This is a genomic window from Agromyces cerinus subsp. cerinus (assembly GCF_900142065.1).
GTDB lineage: Bacteria > Actinomycetota > Actinomycetes > Actinomycetales > Microbacteriaceae > Agromyces > Agromyces cerinus.
The window spans coordinates 165,494-184,834 of the sequence record NZ_FSRJ01000004.1; the positions used below are offsets into that span (position 1 = coordinate 165,494).

17 protein-coding genes are annotated in these 19,341 nt (G+C 71.3%); 3 read left to right on the plus strand and 14 right to left on the minus strand.

Annotated elements, in window-relative coordinates; genetic code table 11:
* Nucleotide 1 precedes the first annotated feature (1 nt).
* Both BUR99_RS15060 and BUR99_RS15065 read right to left on the minus strand, forming a co-directional pair.
* Complete coding sequence (locus tag BUR99_RS15060) at nt 2-1,033, minus strand: 6-phosphofructokinase (RefSeq protein ID WP_074261205.1); 1,032 nt, start codon at nt 1,031-1,033, stop codon at nt 2-4.
* Nucleotides 1,034-1,190: 157 nt separating this feature from the next.
* Nucleotides 1,191-3,314 carry a DEAD/DEAH box helicase gene (locus BUR99_RS15065; RefSeq protein WP_074261206.1) on the minus strand — a complete coding sequence of 708 codons (2,124 nt, stop codon included), beginning with the start codon at nt 3,312-3,314 and terminating at the stop codon, nt 1,191-1,193.
* Between the two features lie 258 nt (nt 3,315-3,572).
* On the opposite strand from BUR99_RS15065, the gene BUR99_RS15070 reads away from it, so the two are divergent.
* On the plus strand, nt 3,573-3,776 hold the full coding sequence (locus BUR99_RS15070; protein ID WP_074261207.1) for a hypothetical protein: 204 nt from the start codon (nt 3,573-3,575) through the stop codon (nt 3,774-3,776).
* A gap of 34 nt (nt 3,777-3,810) precedes the next feature.
* On the opposite strand, the gene BUR99_RS15075 is transcribed toward BUR99_RS15070, so the two are convergent.
* Entirely contained in the window at nt 3,811-5,757 is a 1,947-nt protein-coding gene (locus BUR99_RS15075) for a DUF2207 domain-containing protein (RefSeq protein WP_074261208.1), read from the minus strand.
* A 65-nt stretch (nt 5,758-5,822) separates the two neighbouring features.
* Nucleotides 5,823-8,159: a heavy metal translocating P-type ATPase gene (locus BUR99_RS15080; RefSeq protein ID WP_327077900.1), complete on the minus strand. Its 2,337-nt coding sequence runs from the start codon at nt 8,157-8,159 to the stop codon at nt 5,823-5,825.
* Nucleotides 8,160-8,232: 73 nt separating this feature from the next.
* Between BUR99_RS15080 and BUR99_RS15085 the strand changes: the two genes are divergently transcribed.
* On the plus strand, nt 8,233-8,511 hold the full coding sequence (locus BUR99_RS15085) for a metal-sensitive transcriptional regulator (RefSeq protein WP_074261209.1): 279 nt from the start codon (nt 8,233-8,235) through the stop codon (nt 8,509-8,511).
* Between the two features lie 8 nt (nt 8,512-8,519).
* A complete protein-coding gene (locus BUR99_RS15090; protein WP_074261210.1) occupies nt 8,520-9,068 on the plus strand; it encodes an O-acetyl-ADP-ribose deacetylase in 549 nt (182 codons plus the stop codon).
* Nucleotides 9,069-9,076: 8 nt separating this feature from the next.
* On the opposite strand, the gene BUR99_RS15095 is transcribed toward BUR99_RS15090, so the two are convergent.
* From BUR99_RS15095 to BUR99_RS15140, 10 genes are all read right to left on the minus strand, one after another.
* Nucleotides 9,077-9,955: a glycerophosphodiester phosphodiesterase gene (locus BUR99_RS15095; protein WP_084184053.1), complete on the minus strand. Its 879-nt coding sequence runs from the start codon at nt 9,953-9,955 to the stop codon at nt 9,077-9,079.
* A 277-nt stretch (nt 9,956-10,232) separates the two neighbouring features.
* Nucleotides 10,233-11,723: an SDR family oxidoreductase gene (locus BUR99_RS15100; RefSeq protein ID WP_074261607.1), complete on the minus strand. Its 1,491-nt coding sequence runs from the start codon at nt 11,721-11,723 to the stop codon at nt 10,233-10,235.
* A gap of 29 nt (nt 11,724-11,752) precedes the next feature.
* Nucleotides 11,753-11,992, minus strand: coding sequence for a hypothetical protein (locus BUR99_RS15105; RefSeq protein ID WP_074261211.1), 240 nt, complete (start codon nt 11,990-11,992; stop codon nt 11,753-11,755).
* A 7-nt stretch (nt 11,993-11,999) separates the two neighbouring features.
* Nucleotides 12,000-12,860 carry an aldehyde dehydrogenase family protein gene (locus BUR99_RS15110; protein WP_074261212.1) on the minus strand — a complete coding sequence of 287 codons (861 nt, stop codon included), beginning with the start codon at nt 12,858-12,860 and terminating at the stop codon, nt 12,000-12,002.
* A complete protein-coding gene (locus tag BUR99_RS15115) occupies nt 12,857-14,458 on the minus strand; it encodes an aldehyde dehydrogenase family protein (protein WP_084184054.1) in 1,602 nt (533 codons plus the stop codon). Before BUR99_RS15115 ends, BUR99_RS15110 begins: the two co-directional genes overlap by 4 nt.
* Before the next feature lie 10 nt (nt 14,459-14,468).
* Complete coding sequence (deoC, locus tag BUR99_RS15120) at nt 14,469-15,476, minus strand: deoxyribose-phosphate aldolase (RefSeq protein WP_074261213.1); 1,008 nt, start codon at nt 15,474-15,476, stop codon at nt 14,469-14,471.
* Between the two features lie 42 nt (nt 15,477-15,518).
* The gene (locus BUR99_RS15125) at nt 15,519-16,463 is read right to left on the minus strand and encodes a sugar-binding transcriptional regulator (protein ID WP_074261214.1); all 945 of its coding nucleotides are present in this window, start codon (nt 16,461-16,463) and stop codon (nt 15,519-15,521) included.
* A gap of 227 nt (nt 16,464-16,690) precedes the next feature.
* The gene (locus BUR99_RS15130; RefSeq protein ID WP_074261215.1) at nt 16,691-17,911 is read right to left on the minus strand and encodes an MFS transporter; all 1,221 of its coding nucleotides are present in this window, start codon (nt 17,909-17,911) and stop codon (nt 16,691-16,693) included.
* 32 nt (nt 17,912-17,943) lie between these two features.
* Complete coding sequence (locus BUR99_RS15135; protein ID WP_074261216.1) at nt 17,944-18,876, minus strand: bifunctional riboflavin kinase/FAD synthetase; 933 nt, start codon at nt 18,874-18,876, stop codon at nt 17,944-17,946.
* Nucleotides 18,873-19,316 (minus strand): hypothetical protein, encoded by a 444-nt coding sequence (locus BUR99_RS15140; protein ID WP_074261217.1) that lies wholly within the window; start codon nt 19,314-19,316, stop codon nt 18,873-18,875. Before BUR99_RS15140 ends, BUR99_RS15135 begins: the two co-directional genes overlap by 4 nt.
* Nucleotides 19,317-19,341 lie beyond the last annotated feature (25 nt).

A 19,341-nucleotide genomic window follows, 5' to 3' on the forward strand; every position in this document is an offset into this window, starting at 1 on the left:
CTCAGCCGAAGAGGATCTTCGCCTCGTCGTACCGCGACTGCGGCACCTGGTTGAGGGTGCCGACCGCGTCGGCGATCGAGACGGTCTGGATGTCGGTGCCGCGAAGCGTGACCATCGAGCCCCAAGCGCCGTCGTAGACCGCGTCGACCACGGCCATGCCGAGGCGCGTCGCGAGCACGCGGTCGAATGCGGTCGGCTCGCCGCCGCGCTGGATGTGGCCGAGCACCGTTGCGCGGGACTCGATGCCCGTGCGCTCCTCGATCATGGGAGCGATGAGCTCGGCGATGCCGCCGAGGCGGGGGCGGTTGAACGCGTCGAGGCCCTTGTGCGAGTGCGCCTCGGCCATGTCGTCGAACTTGAAGCCCTCGGCGACGACGACCAGCGGCGCCCGGCCACGGTCGCGCACCGACTCGACCCACTCGGTGATCTGCTCGATCGACTGCGGCTGCTCGGGGATGAGGATCGCGTGCGCGCCGCCGGCCATGCCGGAGTGCAGCGCGATCCAGCCGACGTGGCGGCCCATGACCTCGAGCACCATGCAGCGCCCGTGCGAGTCGGCCGTGGTGCGCAGGCGGTCGATGGCCTCGGTCGCGATCTGCACGGCCGTGTCGAAGCCGAACGAGTAGTCGGTCGCCGCGAGGTCGTTGTCGATCGTCTTCGGCACGCCGATGACCTTGATGCCGCCCTCGTCGTAGAGGCGGCGGGCTGCGGTGAGCGTGCCCTCGCCGCCGATCGCGACGATCGCGTCGATGCCGTTGCGGTCGAGCATGCGCTGGATGTTCTCGGGGCCGCCGCCCTCGCCCTCGAACGGGTTGGTGCGGCTCGAGCCGAGGATCGTGCCGCCCTGCTTGGCGAGGCCGCGCACGTCGTGGCGCACGATGGGCACGATGTCCTCTTCGACGACGCCGCGCCAGCCGTTGCGGAAGCCGACGAACTCGGTGTCGTACGAGATGACGCCCTTCAGCACGGAACCGCGGATGACCGCGTTGAGGCCGGGGCAGTCGCCGCCCGATGTGAGGATGCCGATCTTCATGCTCGTGGGACTCCTTGTTGCTCTGGGGGTTCGTCGCCGGAGCCGCTTCATCGGGGCACGACTCCGGAAGTCTAGCGAACCTCGACTTCCCGTTACGACGCCGACAGCGCGGCGTGCCGGGCTGTGCGCCCGGCCACGCTCGCGCCGGTAGTGCCCGCTACAGCGCGCCGTCGAGCGCCTGCCGCAGCAGGTGCTGCAGGGCGTCCAGCTGCACCGAGTCGGCCGAGCCGGGCTCGACGTCGCTGCCGTCGAGCGCACGGGCGGCGAGCCCCTGCTTCGAGTCGATGAGTTCGGCGATGCGCGCGTCGATGGTGTGCGCGGCGATGATGCGCCACGCGGTGACGGGCTCGTCCTGACCGATGCGGTGCACGCGGTCGATGGCCTGCGTCTGCTCGGCAGCGGTCCAGCTGAGCTCGGCGAGCACGACGTTCGACGCGGCCTGGAGGTTGACTCCGACGCCCGCCGCGGTGAGCGAGCAGACGGCGACGGCGACCTCGGGGTCATTGTTGAACGCGTCGATCGCGGCCTGGCGCTGCAGCGCCGTCTGGTCGCCGCGCAGCGACACGGTGCGCAGCTCGCGAGCGGCGAAGGCCGCCTCGGCCTGGTCCATGACGTCGATGTGCTTGGCGAAGAAGACGACCTTGCCGACCGAGCGCGCGAGCTGGGCCGCGTAGTCGGCGGCGAGCCCGGCCTTGGCCTGGCCGATGCGCCGCACCATCGTGAAGACGTTCTCGCCCGACTTCGTCGCCTTCGACTCCTCGAGCTCGGCGCTCGCGACGGCGCGGATGAACTGGTCGCGCTGGTCTTCGTCGAGGTCGCCGACGCGCAGGTGCCGCGCCTCGACGAGCGCACGGAAGCGCCCGGCGAGACGGTTGCCGAGCTCGCGCTCGGCGGCGCGCACCGAGCGGCCGAGTTCGTCGTCGAGTTCGACGGGCAGGTCGGCGATGCGCTTGGCGGGCAGGTCGGCGGCGACGTCGACCTTGCGGCGACGCACGATGCCGAGGTCGATCACGGCGCGGCGTGCGGCGCTGTAGAAGCCGGGCTCGGCGGGCGTGAGCCCAGTCTCCTCGAGCTTGCCGAGCAGCTCGGGCGAGGGCTTGTCGCCCTCGATCCAGCCGAGGAACTTCCAGATCGCACGGAAGTCGTCGACGTCGTTGATGAGCGGCGTGCCGGTGAGGGCCAGCAGCAGCGGGTCCCCGCCGGGCGCGGCACGGCGGATGTTGTCGGCGAGGGCGAGCACGTTCTTCGAGCGCTGCGACTGCAGGTTCTTGATGAAGTGCGCCTCGTCGACGACCATGCCCTTGAACCCGAGGGTCGACAGCCACGCCATGTGCCGGTCGAGCACGTCGTAGTTGACCACGACGACGTCGGCGAAGGCGTCGAGCGTGTCGCCGTCGCCGTGGATGACGGTCGCCCGGCGATGCGGGGTCCACCGCTCGACCTCGCGCGCCCAGTTCATCTTCACGACGTTCGGCACGACCGCGAGCAGCGGGTAGGCGCCGGCGACGGATGCCGCGAGCACCGATTGCGCGGTCTTGCCGAGACCCGGCTCGTCGGCGAGCAGGAACGTGCGGTGCCCCAGCCGAGCGCTCTCGATGAACCGCGCCTGATGCTTCATGAGCTCGAGGCCGCGCGGCGCGAGCCGATCGACCTTGGGCGCCTCGGGCAGCTCCATCGTGGCGGCCTGACCGCCGGAGCCGACCTCGAACGACTTGAACAGCGGACCGAGCAGCTCCCAGTTGGCGAGCCGGCGCACCGGCACGACCGGAGCGGCCACCTTCGAGAAGTCGGGCGCGAGGAACGGGCTCGCGAGCTGCCGCGAGCGCACGGATGCCGGGATCACCTGGTTCTCGCTGAGCACGGGCTTCACCTCGGCCTCGCGGGTGATGATGAGCTCGTCGGGCGAGAGCTCGGCGCCGGACTCGAGCAGCCAGTCGCGGCGGAACCGCTGCGCGACCGTGGAGATCGAGGCGTCGGGCTCGAGTAGCGCGATGAGGCTCGTGTCGCGGGCGGCGGTCTTCGCGAGGATCTGCGCGATGCCGTCGAGTCGCTTGAGGAGCTCGGAGCGCGCGGCATCCGTGATCTCGGTGTCGGCCTTGACCCGTGCGCGCTCTTCGCGCATGAGGAGTGCGATCACCTGGAACTTCGTGCGGTTCGTCGGGCCGAGCTTGCCCTTCTGCGCCTTCTGCTCCACCTCGCGCACCTTGCGCGCGAGGATCGGGATGATCGGTGCGTCATCGTCACGCGAACGCGTGCGCTGCCGCTGCCTCGTCTGGGCCAATGGTCCTCCAGTGTCTGGGCCGAATCCTTGTGTGCCGGATCCGGCACCCCCCTCGACATCGTGAGATGTTCGAGACCGCTCGGCGGCACCGAACTGGTCGATGGCCCGCGGTGCGCGAATCCCGAACCGAGCAGCACGCGAACTCGGGTTCATTCACACCCAGCTCGCGCGGTCGGACGAAGAACGGATTCGTCGTGCGCACAGCCAGTCTAGCCGCAACCCCGTGCAAGATCGGCGCGACAGGCCTACCCTTGCCTCATGGACGGTCTCGCAGGTGCGGGCGACGACCTCTCGCCCGATGACGAATTCACGGTGTCGCAAGACATGGAGTTCGAGGAACTCGACGACGCTGCCGACGACGACGAACGTGCGATCGACGACAGTCTCGACGACGAGGTGCCCGGCGTCGACGCCGAGCGCCGGGTCGATCTCGGTGATGAACCGGGCGCCGCCGTCGAGTAGCTGCCGCGAACGAGGGCCCGCGACACGGTGACGGTCAGACCCCGCCGCCGCCTCCGCCGCCGCCTCCGCCGCCCGCGGACCCGCCGCCGCCCGAGCTGCTCGACCCCGAGCTCGACGCCGAACCGGACCACGACGAGCTCGAGGCCGAGGAGAACGACGAGATGCCCGAGGCGAGCACTCCGGCGTTGAATCCGCTGGAGCCGGAGTACCACGTGGGCTCGGTGCCGACCTGTTCGTGCAGTGCCGAGAGCACCTCGGCCCATTCGCGCTCGAGGCCGAACAGCACGGCGTAGGGCAGCAGCCGTTCATTGAGCTTCAGCACCGTGACCGGGTCGAGGGCGACGGTCGAGACCGGCGCGCCGGCATCCGTCGACGCGGCCCCGCCATCGGATGCGGGCCGCTCCACCCGGAGCGCGCCGCTCGGGCTCTGCAGCACGCGGAGCCGGTCGGCCTCGGCGAGCCGGATGTAGAGGCGCAGTCCCTCGAGGCGGTCGCGGAACGCTCGGCCCTGCTCGGTGAGCGGGCGCACCCCGGCGACGGCGAGGAGCGTCACCACCGCCGCGAGGATCGCGACGACGAAGCAGATCGCCGGCCAGAACCCGCCCATCTGATTGTCGAGCGCGATGACGCCGAGCACGAACGAGAGCGTCGCGGCGACGGCGGCCACGACGAAGAGCAGCACGCGGACCCCGACGGCCGGCCGGCGCCGCAGACCCGCCGACACCACATGCTTGCCGACGGCCTGATTGATCGCGTACAGGCGCTTGCCGAGCGCGGTGTCGTTCGCGAGTTCGCGCCGCTCCCCCGCCCGGCGGACGCCGAACAGCGCCGAGACGACCGCATCGGCGTCGGTGTCTCCCTGGTCGCCGGCGCCCACGTACTCGACGGCGTACTTCTTCTTGCCGGACTCGACGATGCGCAACTGCCCCGCGACCGCCCGCTCGAGGATCGTGGCCGTCACGCCCTTCGTCGACGCACCGACGAGGTCGGCGGCGACGAGCGTCGAGACGCCAGCCGGCGGCTCGTACTGGGCGATGATCGTGCCGCGCCCGGGATGGTTGCGCCAACGGGTGACGCGCAGGAACAGCGCCGCGGTGGCGGACAGCAGGGCGATCACGGCTGCGATCGCGCCGCCGATCGCCGCGGGCGAGGCGCCGAACGACTCGTCGCGCGGCACGAAGGTGCCCTCGGTGAACGCCACCGAGAGGGTGAGCGTCTGGAACGGCTGCAGGTCGAGCGCCTCCGCCGTGATCACCGGCGGCTGCTGCTGCTGCTCGAGCGAATCGCAGGGCGCGCTCGCGCCTTCTGGGCCCTGATAGCAGGCCTCCGCGCCCGTGAGCGCCGGGGCGATGTCGTCGCTCAGGTGCAGTTCGGCGCTCACCCGTCCGAACGGCTGTGCCCACCCCGTGCCGTTGACGTCCCAGGTGAACTCGTCGATGTTCGCATCGTCGGGCTGCAGCGTGACGTTGTGCTGCCGATAGCCGATGACGTAGGTCTGCTCGCCGTGCACGAAGTCCTCGGCGCGGACGGTGACGAAGAGGAAGTCCCCGTCATCGTCGTCGTCGGATTCCTCGACCTCGAACGAACGCGGCGCACCGGTGCCGTCGGTGACCGTGATCTGCTCGATGTCAGTGGGGTGCCCGCGGTAGGAGCTCGGGATCGCCCGCCGGATGCCGCGGTTCTGGTCGAACTCGGGGAACCGCGCGACGATCGTCTCGGTCGTGTCCAGCACCGAGTGCCCGCCCTCGTCGCGTGAGAGTTCGTAGACGGCGTCGAAGGAATCGAACGTGAAGTCGTCGAGGCCGCTCGACGCCCCGCTGATGACGGCCGCCGCAGGCGCGGCGATCGATCGTGACGCTGCTGGTGCGGTGCCCGGGTCGGCGGTCGCGGCCGCCGCGGCCGGGAGCGCCGAGGCGAGCGCGGCCATGAGCCCGATGGCGGCAGCCGCCGTGCCGATGAGTGCGGTTCGGGAGCGGCGCATGCCCCTACGCTAGCGCGGGCGCGAGCCCCGATCGGCGATCACCGATCGAGGCCCGCGCGAGAACCTCACGCCCGGCGCAACCGGAGGCTGTTCAGCACGACGAACACGCTCGAGAACGCCATTGCGGCGCCCGCGATCATCGGGTTCAGGAACCCCGCCGCCGCGAGCGGGATCGCCGCCACGTTGTAGGCGAACGCCCAGAACAGGTTGCCCTTGATCGTGCGGAGCGTCGCCCGGGCGAGCGAGATCGCGTCGGCGATCGCGCCCGGCTCGTCGCGCGTGAGTGCGAGGTCGCTCGCCGAGGCTGCGGCGTCCGTGCCTCCGCCCATGGCGATGCCGAGGTCGGACGCTGCGAGCGCTGCCGCGTCGTTCACGCCGTCGCCGACCATCGCGACCCGGCGCCCCTCGGCCTGTTCGCGACGTACGATCGCGAGCTTGCCCTCGGGGCTCACGCCCGCGTGCACCTCGTCGATGCCGAGCGCCGCGGCGACCCGGGCGGCAGGGCGCTCGGCGTCCCCGGTCACGAGCGCCGGTCGGAGCCCGAGCGCACGGAGCCGGTCGACCGCGTCGCGGGCGCCGTCGCGCACCCGGTCGCCGACCTCGATCAGGGCTCGCACCGCTCCAGCGGCGCCCACGGCGACGAGGGTGTGGTCGGAGGCCGCCGCCCGAGCCTCGAGTGCCGCCGGCATGCGGTACCCGAGCTCGACGAGGAACGCCGGGCGCCCGGCCGCAGCGTCCACGCCGTCGACGACGCCCGTGACTCCGAGCCCGGCGTGGGCCCGGAAGCCGTGCACCTGCATGCCGCGCCAGGTCGAGCCCGAGGCATCCGCCCCGTCGACGATCGCCCGCGCGACCGGGTGCTCGGAGCCGCGCTCGAGCGCCGCCGCGAGGTCGAGGGCGGCGACGCCCTCGACGCGGTCGGTCCCATCGGCGCCGTCGGCGGTCGTCACCCCGGCGAGGCTCATGCGGCCGGTGGTCAGCGTGCCGGTCTTGTCGAGGAGGATCGTGTCGACGTCGCCCGCACGGTCGAGCGCCTCTGGTCCGGTGATGAGGATGCCGCGTTCGGCGCCCCGCCCGGTGCCGACGAGGATCGCCATCGGCGTGGCGAGTCCGAGCGCGCAGGGGCAGGCGATCACGAGCACGGCGACCGCCGCGGTGATGGCCTGTTCGACGGGGCTCCCCGTCGCGACCCAGACGATCGCCGTCGCCACGGCGAGCGCGATGACGATCGGCACGAACACCGCCGAGATGCGGTCGGCGAGGCGCTGCGCGCGCGACTTGCCGAGCTGCGCGTCCTCGACGAGACGCGCGATCTGGGCGAGCCGCGTGTCGGTGCCGACGCGCTCGGCCGCCACCACGAGGCTGCCGCCGTGCACGATGGTCGCCGCCGTCACCGAGACCCCGGGCGCCACGTCGACGGGTGCGGGCTCGCCGGTCAGCATGCTCTCGTCGACACCCGCCTCACCGCGCACGACGATGCCGTCGGCGGCGATGCGCTCGCCGGGGCGCACGACGAAGCGGTCGCCGGGGCGCAGCGCCGCGATCGGCACCCGCTCCTCGCGCTCGTCGCCCGCCTCGCCCCGCAGCACCGAGACCTCGCGCGGCGCGAGGTCGAGCAGGGTGCGCAGCGACTGACCGGCGCGCCGCTTCGAACGGTGCTCGAGCACACGCCCGAGCAGCAGGATCGTGATGACGCCTGCCGCCACCTCGAGGTAGATGTCGCCGCCGGGCGTGCCGCGCACCCCGAAGGTCCACTCGTGCGTCATGCCCGGCATGCCGGCGTGCCCGAAGAAGAGCGACCAGAGCGACCACGCGAACGCGGTGAGCGTGCCGAGCGAGACGAGCGTGTCCATCGTGAGCGAGCCGTGCCGCAGGTTGACGGCCGCCGCACGATGGAACGGCCAGCCGCCCCAGACGACGACCGGAGCCGCGAGCATGAGCGAGAACCACTGCCAGTACGTGAACTGCAGCGCGGGCACCATGGCGAGCGCGACGACCGGCACGGTCAGCAGGGCCGACACCACGAGGCGGGTCATGAGCGGGTCGGATGCCGCTGCGGTGCCGCGCTCCCCCGCCCCGGCGGCGTCGGAGCCGTGCTCCGACGCGCCGTGCGGAGCGGAGTCGATCTCGGCGCGTCCACCCGCGTCGCCGAGCCCTTGCTCCGTCGGAGCGGCAGGAACGTGCGCGGTGTAGCCCGCGGCACGCACCGCCTCGACGAGGTCGTCGATCGAGGTCGTCGACGGGAACGACACTCGCGCCTTCTCGGTCGCGAGGTTCACCTCGGCCTCGACGCCCTCGAGCCTGCCGAGGCGTTTCTCGACCCTCGAGACGCAGCTCGCACACGTCATGCCCTCGATGCCGAGGTCGATCGTGCGGGTCTCGTGCTTCAGCAAATCCGTCACTCTCCTTCATTGATGACCGAGTCCCAACAGTACCCCCCTGGGGTATCTGGCGCAAACGCGGTATCCTGTTCACGTGATCGAGGACATCAAGAAGCGCGCACTGCACCGCACGAAGATCATCGAGGGCCAATTGCGCGGCATAGAGAAGATGATCGACAACGACGACTACTGCGTCGACATCATCACCCTCTCGCTCGCCGTGCAGAAGTCGCTCGGCTCACTCAACAAGCTCCTCGTCGAGAATCACCTGCGCACGCACGTGACCGAGATGTACGACGCGGGCGGCGAGCAGCGCGACGCCGCAGTGGCCGAACTCGTGCGCATCTTCGAGCTCTCCAACAACCGGGGGTAGGCGGGCGGATGCCGCGCATCGAGCTGGTCACGGGCGACATCACCGTGCAGCAGGTCGACGCCATCGTGAACGCGGCCAACTCCTCGCTGCTCGGCGGCGGCGGTGTCGACGGTGCGATCCACGCGGCGGGCGGCCCCGAGATCCTCGCCGAGTGCCGTCGCCTTCGCGCGACCTCGCTGCCCGACGGCCTGCCGACGGGCCAGTCCGTCGCGACGACCGCCGGTCGGCTTCACGCGCGCTGGGTCATCCACACGGTCGGCCCGGTCTGGCCCGGTGACGGCCCCGAGGCCGACGCCAGGCGGGCGCTGCTCGCCGACGCCTACCGCAACTCGCTCGAGCTCGCCGAGTCGCTCGGGGCCGCCTCCGTCGCCCTCCCCGCCGTCTCGGCCGGCGTCTACGGCTGGCCTGCAGCGGATGCCGCGCGCGTGGCGCTCTCGACGGCGGCTGCTTCACCGGCGCCGGAGCTCATCCGCTTCGTGCTCTTCTCCCCCACGATGCACGGCGTCTTCACCGAGGCGGCGACAGCGCTCGGCATCGAGGCCGCATCCACCGACTGAGTGCGCGATCACGTGCCCGGCGCCGTGACCGCCAGCCAGTCGTCGAGCTCGCTCGGCTCGTCGGTGATGATGCCGTCGACCCCGAGCGCGCTCACCTCCTCCCAGTGCTCGTGGCTGTTGAGCGTGTAGCAGAGCACCGCGATGCCGGCCTCGTGCAAGGCCACGAGCGCCGCCGGTTGGGCGGTCACCGACTCCACGGTCGTGCCGAACCCGATGACCCCGAGCCGCTCGGCCATCGGCAGCGGGTTCGCCGGAAGCTCCCGGATGAGCATGATGCGGGGAATCGTCGGCGCGACGCGCTGCAGCGTGAAGAGGGTCTCGAGGCTGAAGCTCTGCAGCACGACCCGCCCGCGGAGCCCGTGGACGTCGATGAGCCCGGTCACCGCACGGATGCCCTCGACGCCCCAATCGGCCTTCAGCTCGATCAGTGCCCGGGCCTCGTCGCGCTCGGCGAGGGCCTCAAGGAAGGCATCGAGCGTCGGGATGCGGGTGCCCGCGAACTCGGCGCCGTACCAGGCGCCGGCGTCGAGCCGCTCGACGACCGCGGCATCGAGCTCGCCGATCGAACGGGTGTCGCCCGTGATGCGCTCGAGCGTCGTGTCGTGGAACAGCACGGGCACCCCGTCGCGGGTGAGCTGCACGTCGGTCTCGACGAACGCGAGCTCGTCCATGGCGAGTTCGAGGGAGGGCATGGTGTTCTCGGGGGCGGCGGCCCGGTCGCCGCGATGGCCGACCGTGAAGGCCGGCTCTCCGGGCTCGCGGAGCGCGCCGAACACGTCGATCGCGTAGACGGTCGGGGGCACCTGGGCGAAGAGGAGGAGCCCGGCGAGCACGGCGGCGGCGAGGCTCGCGAGGCTGATCCGCGCCGCTCGAGGCGGTGGGCTCACCAGGCGCCGACGGCGTCGGGGGCTGGTTGGTTCGGACGTTCGGGCGGCAGGGACGGCTGGGGCCGGCCGCCGACGCCGGGTCGCCGAAGCGACCGTGTCGAAGGGGTGGAACACGGGTTCGGGCCTTTCCACCGTCGCGCGCCGTTGCGCGATCGGTGCAGGTCACTCTAGCAACACCGTTACCGTTTCGTTACCTCCCGTTCGTGGGGCGATCAGCGGCGGCAGACTCGACGGCGTGCGGGTACGCCGAGCAGTGGCCGGCGGGCTCGTTGTGGGTTCAGTCCCCTGAGCCACGCTGCTCGAAGCGCAGGGCCGCGGCCTCGGCCTCGGCGGTGATGCGGTTCGCCATGCCCGCGAAGATGATGCCGTGGAAGGGGAAGATCGCCCACCAGTACAGGCGACCCGAGAGGCCCTTCGGGAAGAACACCGCACGCTGGCGATACTCGGCACCGCCCGGCACCGCCCGTGCCTCGAGCTCCAGCCAGGCTCGCCCCGGCACGCGCATCTCGGCACGAAGACGGAGGAAGCTCCCGCGGTCGATCGCCTCGACGCGCCAGAAGTCGACGGCGTCGCCGACGTGCAGCGTCTCGGGATCACGCCGTCCTCGGCGGAGGCCGACGCCGCCCGTGAGCTTGTCGACCCACCCGCGCACCGCCCAGGCGAGCGGGAACGAGTACCAGCCGTTCTCGCCGCCCACGCCCTCGATGACGCGCCAGAGCTCGTGCACGGGAGCGGAGGCGCGACGCTCCCGTTCGTCGAGATAGACCGTGTGCCCCGCCCACTCGGGATCGCTCGGCAGCGGGTCGCTCGGCGCTCCGGCCACCTCGGCATTGCGCCAGCTCGTCTCGACCTCGCCGGCCCGCTCGCGCTCGAGTGCCAGCCGCACCGCGACCCGGTAGGGCAGCAGCCCCTCCCGGGGCGGCGGAATCACGTGGTCGATGTCGTGATCGCGCATCACGCAGTCGAACTGGAGCGACTCGATGATCGGCACGGCGACACGACGCGGGATCGGGGTCACGAGATTGACCCATTGCCCCGCGAGCCACGGTGTCAGGACGGGCAGGGCCGCAATCGGTCGCTGCGGCAACCCGGCTTCGACCGCGTAACCGTTCATGAGCTGTCCATAGCGGAGGATGTCGGGACCACCGATGTCGAAGGCACCGCTCACCTCGAGCGGCACCTCGGCGGCGGAGACCAGGTAGTGCAGCACGTCACGCACCGCGATCGGCTGGATGAAACTTCGCACCCAGCGCGGTGCGGGCATGTACGGGAGCACCTCCGTGAGGTGCCGGATCATCTCGAACGAGGTCGACCCCGAGCCGATGATCACACCGGCCTGCAACGCGATCGTCGGCACGCCGGAGGCGAGCAGCACCGCTCCGACCTGTGTGCGCGAGCGCAGGTGCTGCGAGAGCCGTTCGCCCTCGGGGTGCAGCCCGCCGAGGTACACGAGCCGGGACACCCGATGCTGCCGCGCGGCCCTCGCGACGTTCTCGGCGATGCGCTGCTCGGCCGCCTCGAAATCGCGCTGGCCGCCACCCATGGAGTGCACCAGGTAGTAGGCGACGTCGACGCCCTCCATCGCTGCGTCGACGGAGTCCCGATCGGCGAGATCCCCCGCGACGACCTCGACGTCGCCGCGCCACGGCACGTCTCGCAGACGTTCGGGACGGCGGGCGAACACGCGGACCTCGTGTCCGGCGGCGAGCAGCCTGGGCACGAGTCGTCCGCCGATGTATCCGGTCGCCCCGGTGACGAGCACACGCACACGCAACTCCCAACGGCCGACGAACGGGACTACGAGCGTTCGTTGCCTCGACGATAGTTGCCGCTCGCGCGCGCGAGAAGGTGCTGCACCTGTGAATCGTCGGCGCGCTGCAGGCCGGCGACGAGCCGGGCAGCATCGCGCCCGCCGACGGTCATCACCGCATGACCGCCGCGCGAGACGATCACGCCGCCATGCTTCGTGATGCGGTACTCGAACGGATCGGTCGCGAGGCGGCCCCGCTCGTCTGACGCGCCATTGCGTCCGGACATCGTGCTCCTAACGCAGGCTCTTCGTGTGCCAGACCGTCTTGGTCTCGGTGAACGCGGCGATGCGGCCGAGCGCCGGCGCAGCGGCATCCGCGCCCGACTCCGGTCGCAGCACCCGCTTCAGCGTGTCGGCCGCGTCGATCTCGAGCGAGATCCAGTCGAGGGCGCCCGCACCCACGAGGTCGATGGCGTTGACATCGGCATGGCTCGCGAGCCACGGCGCGATCTCGGCCGGCGAACCGGTGAGCACGTTGACGACGCCCTTCGGCACGTCGCTGGTCGCGAGCACCTCGGCGAGGCTGATCGCCGAGAGCGGGAACCGCTCGCTCGCAATGGCCACGACCGAGTTGCCGGCGACGAGCGCCGGCGCCACTGCCGAGACGAAGCCGAGGAGCGAGGAGTCCTGCGGCACGACGACCGCCACGACGCCGGTCGGCTCGGGCACCGAGATGTTGAAGTACGGTCCGGCGACGGGGTTCGCGTTGCCGACGACCTGGGCGAACTTGTCGGCCCAGCCCGCGTACCAGACCCAGCGGTCGATCGCCTCGTCGACCTGAGCGGATGCCGCGGCGCGCGTGACCCCCTCGGCCTCCTCGATCTCGGCGACGAACTGCGCGCGACGCCCCTCGAGGAGTTCGGCGATGCGGTAGAGCACCTGGCCGCGGTTGTAGGCGGTGGCGCCCGACCAGCCGGAGACGGCGGCACGTGCGGCGACGACCGCGTCGCGGGCGTCTTTTCGGGAGGCCAGCGCGGCGTTCGCGAGGAACGAGCCGTCGGCCGCCAGCACCTCGTAGGTGCGGCCCGACTCGCTGCGCGGGAACGCTCCCCCGATGTAGAGCTTGTACGTCTTCGGCACGGCGAGGCGGCTCATCGCTTCGATCCCTTCGTCGCGGCCTTGGCTGATCGGTTCTGCAGCGTTCGGGCGGGCTTCGCGGCCCGCGAGCGCTTCGCGGGCGCCGAGGCATCCGCTTCGATGGCTGCGGTCGATGCCGCGCCGGCGATCGCCGCACGACCCGTCGACGACTGGCCGATGGGAGCGGGCGCGAGGTAGGCGGCGAGGCCGTGGCGGCCGCCCTCGCGGCCGTATCCCGACTCCTTGTAGCCGCCGAACGGCGACGAGGGGTCGAAGCGGTTGAAGGTGTTGGCCCAGATCACGCCGGCGCGCAGCTGGTCGGCGACCGCGAGGATGCGACTGCCCTTGTCGGTCCAGATGCCCGCGGAGAGTCCGTAGGGCGTGTTGTTGGCCTTGGCGATGGCTTCGGCAGGGGTGCGGAAGGTCAGCACCGACAGCACCGGGCCGAAGATCTCCTCGCGCGCGATGCGGCTCGAGGTCTGCACGCCCGTGAAGATCGTCGGGGCGAACCAGAAGCCGTTCTCGGGGATGTCGCAGGGGGCGGTCCAGCGCTCGGCGCCCTCCGCCACTCCGATGTCGGAGAGGGTGCGGATGCGCTCGAGCTGCTCCTTCGAGTTGATCGCGCCGATGTCGGTGTTCTTGTCGAGCGGGTCGCCGAGGCGCAGGGTCGAGAGGCGCAGCTTCAGTCGCTCGACGACCTCGTCGTGGATGTTCTCCTGCACGAGGAGCCGCGAGCCGGCGCAGCAGACGTGCCCCTGGTTGAAGAAGATGCCGTTGACGATGCCCTCGATGGCCTGGTCGATCGGTGCGTCGTCGAAGACGATGTTCGCGGCCTTGCCGCCGAGCTCGAGCGTGACCTTCTTGTCGGTGCCGGCGACCTGCTTGGCGATCGCGCGGCCGACGCCGGTCGAGCCGGTGAACGCGACCTTGTCGACGCCGTCGTGCGAGACGAGCGCTGCTCCGGTGTCGCCCGCCCCGGTGATGATGTTCACGACACCGGCCGGAAGCTCGGCCTGCTGCAGGATCTCGGCGAAGATGAGCGCCGTCAGCGGCGTCGTCTCGGCGGGCTTCAGCACGACGGTGTTGCCGGCGGCGAGCGCCGGGGCGATCTTCCAGGCGAGCATGAGCAGCGGGAAGTTCCACGGGATCACCTGCGCGGCGACGCCGAGGGAGCGCGGGTTCGCGCCGAGGCCGGCGTGATCGAGCTTGTCGGCCCAGCCCGCGTAGTAGAAGAACCAGGCGGCGACGAGAGGCACGTCGACGTCGCGCGACTCCTTGATCGGCTTGCCGTTGTCGAGCGACTCGGCGACGGCGAGCTCGCGGGCCCGCTCCTGCACGAGGCGGGCGATGCGGAAGAGGTACTTGCCGCGGTCGCGCCCGCTCATCTTCGACCAGGTGCGATCGTAGGCGCGACGGGCGGCGGCCACCGCGGCGTCGACATCGGCGGCGTTCGCGTTGGCGATCATCGCGATGCGCTCTTCGGTCGCCGGGCTGATGGTCTGGAACGGTTCGCCGCGGCCGTCGACGAACTCGCCGTCGATGAAGAGGCCGTAGTTGTCGCGGAGGGAGAGGATCGCCCGCGACTCGGGGGCGGGTGCGTAGTCGAGGAAGCTCATGATGTCCGTCTCAGTCGATCGTCACGTAGTCGGCGCCGGAGTAGTGCCCGGTCGCGATCTTCTGCCGCTGCAGCAGCACGTCGTTCAGGAGGCTCGAGGCGCCGAAGCGGAAGAGGTGCGGTTGCAGCCAGTCTTCGCCGACGGTCTCGGCGACCGTCACGAGGTACTTGATGGCGTCCTTCGAGGAGCGGATGCCGCCGGCCGGCTTCACGCCGATGCGCTGGCCCGTCGCGAGGTGCCAGTCGCGCACGACCTCGAGCATGAGGAGAGTGACGGGCAGCGTCGCCGCGGGGGCGACCTTGCCGGTCGAGGTCTTGATGAAGTCGCCGCCCGCGAGGATCGAGAGCCACGATGCGCGGCGCACGTTGTCATACGTGACGAGCTCGCCGGTCTCGAGGATCACCTTGAGGCTCGCGCTCGTGCCGTCGGGCCGGGCGCAGGCGGCCTTGACCGCCGCGATCTGGTCGAAGACGAGGCCGTAGCGGCCGGCGAGGAAGGCGCCGCGGTCGATGACCATGTCGATCTCGTCGGCACCCGCTGCGACCGCCTCAGCGGTGTCGGCGAGCTTGATGTCGAGCGAGGCGCGGCCGCTCGGGAACGCCGTGGCCACTGCGGCGACGGAGATCAGGCCGTCGTCGGGGTCGCCGTGCGCGCCGCCGAGGGCCTCGACCGCGTACGGCACCATGTCGCCGTAGACGCAGACGGCGGCGACGCGGGGGGTCGTGGCGTCGGACGGGTCGGGGTTGACCGCCTTCGCGACGAGGGAGCGCACCTTGCCGGGGGTGTCGGCGCCCTCGAGGGTCGTGAGGTCGATGAGCTCGATGATGCGGTCGAGCGCCCACTTCTTGGAGCTCGTCTTGATCGAACGGGTGCCGAGACCGGCAGCGCGCTGCTCGAGTCCGACGGCGTCGACGCCGGCGATGCCGTGCAGGTAGCGCCGCAGGGTCGCATCGTCGGGCTCACCGCCGAGCACGGCGATGGCCCGCTCGCGGGCGGAGACGAGGGAGGTGCCTGACATGAGAGGAGACCTGGCTTTCGTGAGTGGTGCGGTGAGGCGGCGTCAGCCGTCGAGGAGATGGAGGGCGGTGGCCTCGTCGGTGACGAGCACCGTGCAGAGCCGGCTGCGCACGACCGCGTCGGCGACAGCGAGCTTGCCGGGGCCCGAGATGACGGCGATCGCGAGCTGCGCGCGACGCAGTTCGTCGAGCGTGAGTCCCACGGTGCGCGCATCGAGCGCCGGGTCGACGATGTTGCCGTCGGAGTCGATGTACCGGCCGACGACGTCGCCGACGGCGCCCTTCTGCACGAGCAGGTCGACATCGGGCACCGAGAGGTACCCGCTCTCGACGTGCACCGAGGAGTGGTCGGCGGCACCGGCGCTGAAGAGGTAGGCGTCGGCGGAGCGGGCGAGCTCGATGACGCCCGCGACGACGCGGTCGGACTCGATCGCCTCTTTCGTCTCGAGCCGCTCGAGGATCGCCGGGCTCGGCAGCAGGGTTGCGCTGCCGCCGCCCTTCTGCGCGATGCCGACCGCGGTGGCGGCGGCGGTGCCGGGCCGGCGGTTGAGGCTCACGCCGCCGTTGATCTGCACGACGTTGACGCCGGTGGCCCAGCCCTGTCGCAGATGCTGGGAGATCTCGAAGAGCGTGCGCCCCCAGCTCACGCCGAGCGTGCGCGGCACCGGACGCAGCGCCGTGAGGTAGTCGGCAGCGGCCTGGGCCGTGCGAGCCTGCAGCTCTTCGGGAGAGGTCACTCCGGCGGTCGAGACGACGATGGCGTCGGCGAGGCCGCGCTCGTCGCGCAGCCGCCGCTCGATCGGCAGGCGCCTGGCCCGCGGGTGCAGGATCTCGATGCGGATGAACCCGCGCTGCTTCGCCTGCGCGAGGAGCCGCCCGACCTTCCACCGGGTGAGGCGCAGCGCCTGCCCGATCTCGTCTTGGGTCTTGTTCTCCTCGTAGTAGAGCTCAGCAGCCCTGATCGAGAGCAGTTCGTCGATCTCGTCCATGCGCCTCCTCGTTCCCCTCCAGCGTAGGCACGTGGGTGCGCATCGGCAACACTCGCAGGCGATCGTGCTCAGATGAGCAGCCGGCCGACGGATGCCGCGCGCGCTCGCAGCACCCGCGCACCCGGGTTCTCCGCGCTCGGGGGCGAGGTTACGGAGCAGGGCGGGCGCCGGGGAACGCGGCCCGCCGGCAGCCGACAGGCCGGCAGGCGGGCCGACGGGCCCGCGAGTCAGCGACCGAGCGAGTGTTCGTCCTCGAGGTACTGCGGGCGGACGACGACCGCACCGGCGATGGCGGCGGGCACCGCCGAGGCGAGCAGGAACAGGATCGGCCAGGTCCATCCGCCCGTCGCCTCGTGCAGCAGCCCGACGACGAGCGGTCCGACGGCGACGATGAGATACCCGCCCGACTGCACGAATCCCGAGAGCGCGACCGAGCCGGCGTGCGTTCGCGTGCGCAGGTTGATGAGCACGAGGGCGAGCGGGAAGAGCAGCGGGCCGATGCCGGCGAGCGCGACCCACAGCCACGTCGCCCAGGTCGGCACGAGCAGCAGCCCGAGGTAGCCGATCACGAACGTGGCCACCGCGACGGCGACGAGCAGCCCGACCTTGCCGTAGCGTGCAGCGAGCAACGGCACGAGCAGCCCTGCGGGCAGGCCCATGGCCGCATACAACGACAGCAGCGCACCTGCCTCGGCCGGCGAGACGCCCGCGATGTCGTGCAGGATCGTCGGCAGCCACGCGAACGCCGCGTAGGCGTTGAAGCCCGAGACGGCGAACACGACCGTGAGCGACCAAGCGAGGGGCGAGCGCAGCGCGTACCGGAGCAGGCCGGGATCCGCCTCTTCGGGCAGCGCCTCGGGGGCCTGGCGCTTCGGATGGAGGAGCATCGCGATCCATGGCACGAGCGAGATCGCCGCGACGAAGGCCCACTCGCCCAAGGAGACCCGCCAGCCCGCCGCCTCCGCCACCGGCACCGCGATGAGCGGCGGCGTGAACGTGCTGATCGACATCGCGGTCACATAGATCGTCGTGACGAGCCCGATGCGGTCGGGGAAGTAGCGCTTCACGAGGGGCGGCAGCAGCACGTTGCCCACGCCGATCGCGGCGAACGTCACCGCCGACGCGGCCACGAGCCAGAGCGCCGAACCGGCGACCCCGCGGCCGGCGAGGCCGATCGTCAGTGCCACGAGCGCGACGACGAGCGTCAGCTCGAGGCCGAGTCGCTTCGCGACCACGGGTGTCAGGATGCCGAACAGGGCGTAGCAGAGCGGCGGCAGCATGCCGAGGAGGCCCACGACCACCGGCGCGAGCGGCAGCTCGGCCTCGAGCTGGTGGAGGATCGGCGAGAGCGACGCCACCGCGGTGCGGAGGTTGAAGGCCACCAGCACGATGCCGATGAGGGCGAGGGATCGACCCGCCCACAGCGGTCGGGGCGGAAGCGGCGTCATTCCCTCGAGTCTAGAGGCGGGCCGCCGTGCGCTCAGCCGCCGAGGATGACGCGCGAACGATCGACGTCGTCGCGGATGGTGTCGACCAGCGCCTCGATGCTCGTGAACGCCACCATGCCGCGGATGCGCTCGACGAACTCGACGTCGACGACGTGGTCGTACAGGTCGAGTTCGCGGTCGAGCACGTACGCCTCGACCTGCTTCTTCGCGACGCCTTGGAACGTCGGGTTGTCGCCGACCGAGATCGCGGCCGGATACCGGGTTCCGGCGTCGGTGAGCCAGCCCGCGTACACGCCGTCGGACGGGATGAGCCCCTCGGATTCGGGCGACAGGTTCGCCGTCGGGTAGCCGAGCTCGCGGCCGCGGGCGGCGCCGTGCACGACGATGCCGGTCACGGTGGGCGTGTGGCCGAGCAGCTCGGTGGCACGTCGGACGTCGCCCTCGGCGAGGAGCTCGCGGATCCAGGTGGACGAGACGCGCCGCTCCCCCTCGGGCCGCACATCGTCGACGACGTCGACCGTGAACCCGAACTTCGCACCGAGCTCGATGAGCAGGGGCACGTCGCCGGCACCGCGGGCGCCGTAGCGGAAGTCCGCGCCGACGAGCACCGCCTTCGCGTCGAGCGCGTCGACCAGCACGCGCTCGACGAACTCGGTCGCCGGCACCGAGGCGAGCGCCCGGTCGAACGGCAGCAGCAGTGTCGCGTCGACACCGGTCGTGGCCAGAAGTTCGAGCTTCTGTCGCACGCTCACGAGCGAGTCGGGGCACTTGTCAGGGGCGAGCAGCGCGAGCGGGTTGCGATCGAACGTGACGACGATTGTCGCGAGCTCGCGCTCGGCGGCGATGCCGCGGGCGCGGGCGATGACGGCGCGGTGGCCCTGGTGCACGCCGTCGAACTTGCCGATCGTCACGACCGACGGGCCGATGCCCGCAGGCACGGCGCCGAGTCCCTTGAAGGTCTTCACGAGGCATCCGCTCTCGAGGTCGGGCGATGGCGGGCGAGCCACCACATGCCGAGTACGGGCAGCACGAGCGGGATGAACAGGTAGCCGGCGCCGAACCGCGACCACACCGTGTCGTGGGGGAAGAGCTCGGGGAAGACGATGCTCAGCGTGCCGATCACGATGACGCCCGTGAACTCGAACACGATCGTCGCCCATGCGACGCGGTACCAGGCGAGACCGGGCCGGACGAGCGCGATCGTCGCGACGATGTAGACCACCGCCGCGAGCGCCGAGAGCGTGTAGGCGAGCGGCGCCTCGTCGAACTTCGAGGCGATCTGCACGAACGAACGACCGGTCGCCGCGAGCGCGAGCACCCCGTAGACGGCTATGAGCACTCGCCCGATGCCGCTCATCCGTCGGCCCTCTCGTGCCTCGGGTCGGGCACTGCGCACGTCACTCATGTCGATCGATTCTCTCAGACCACTG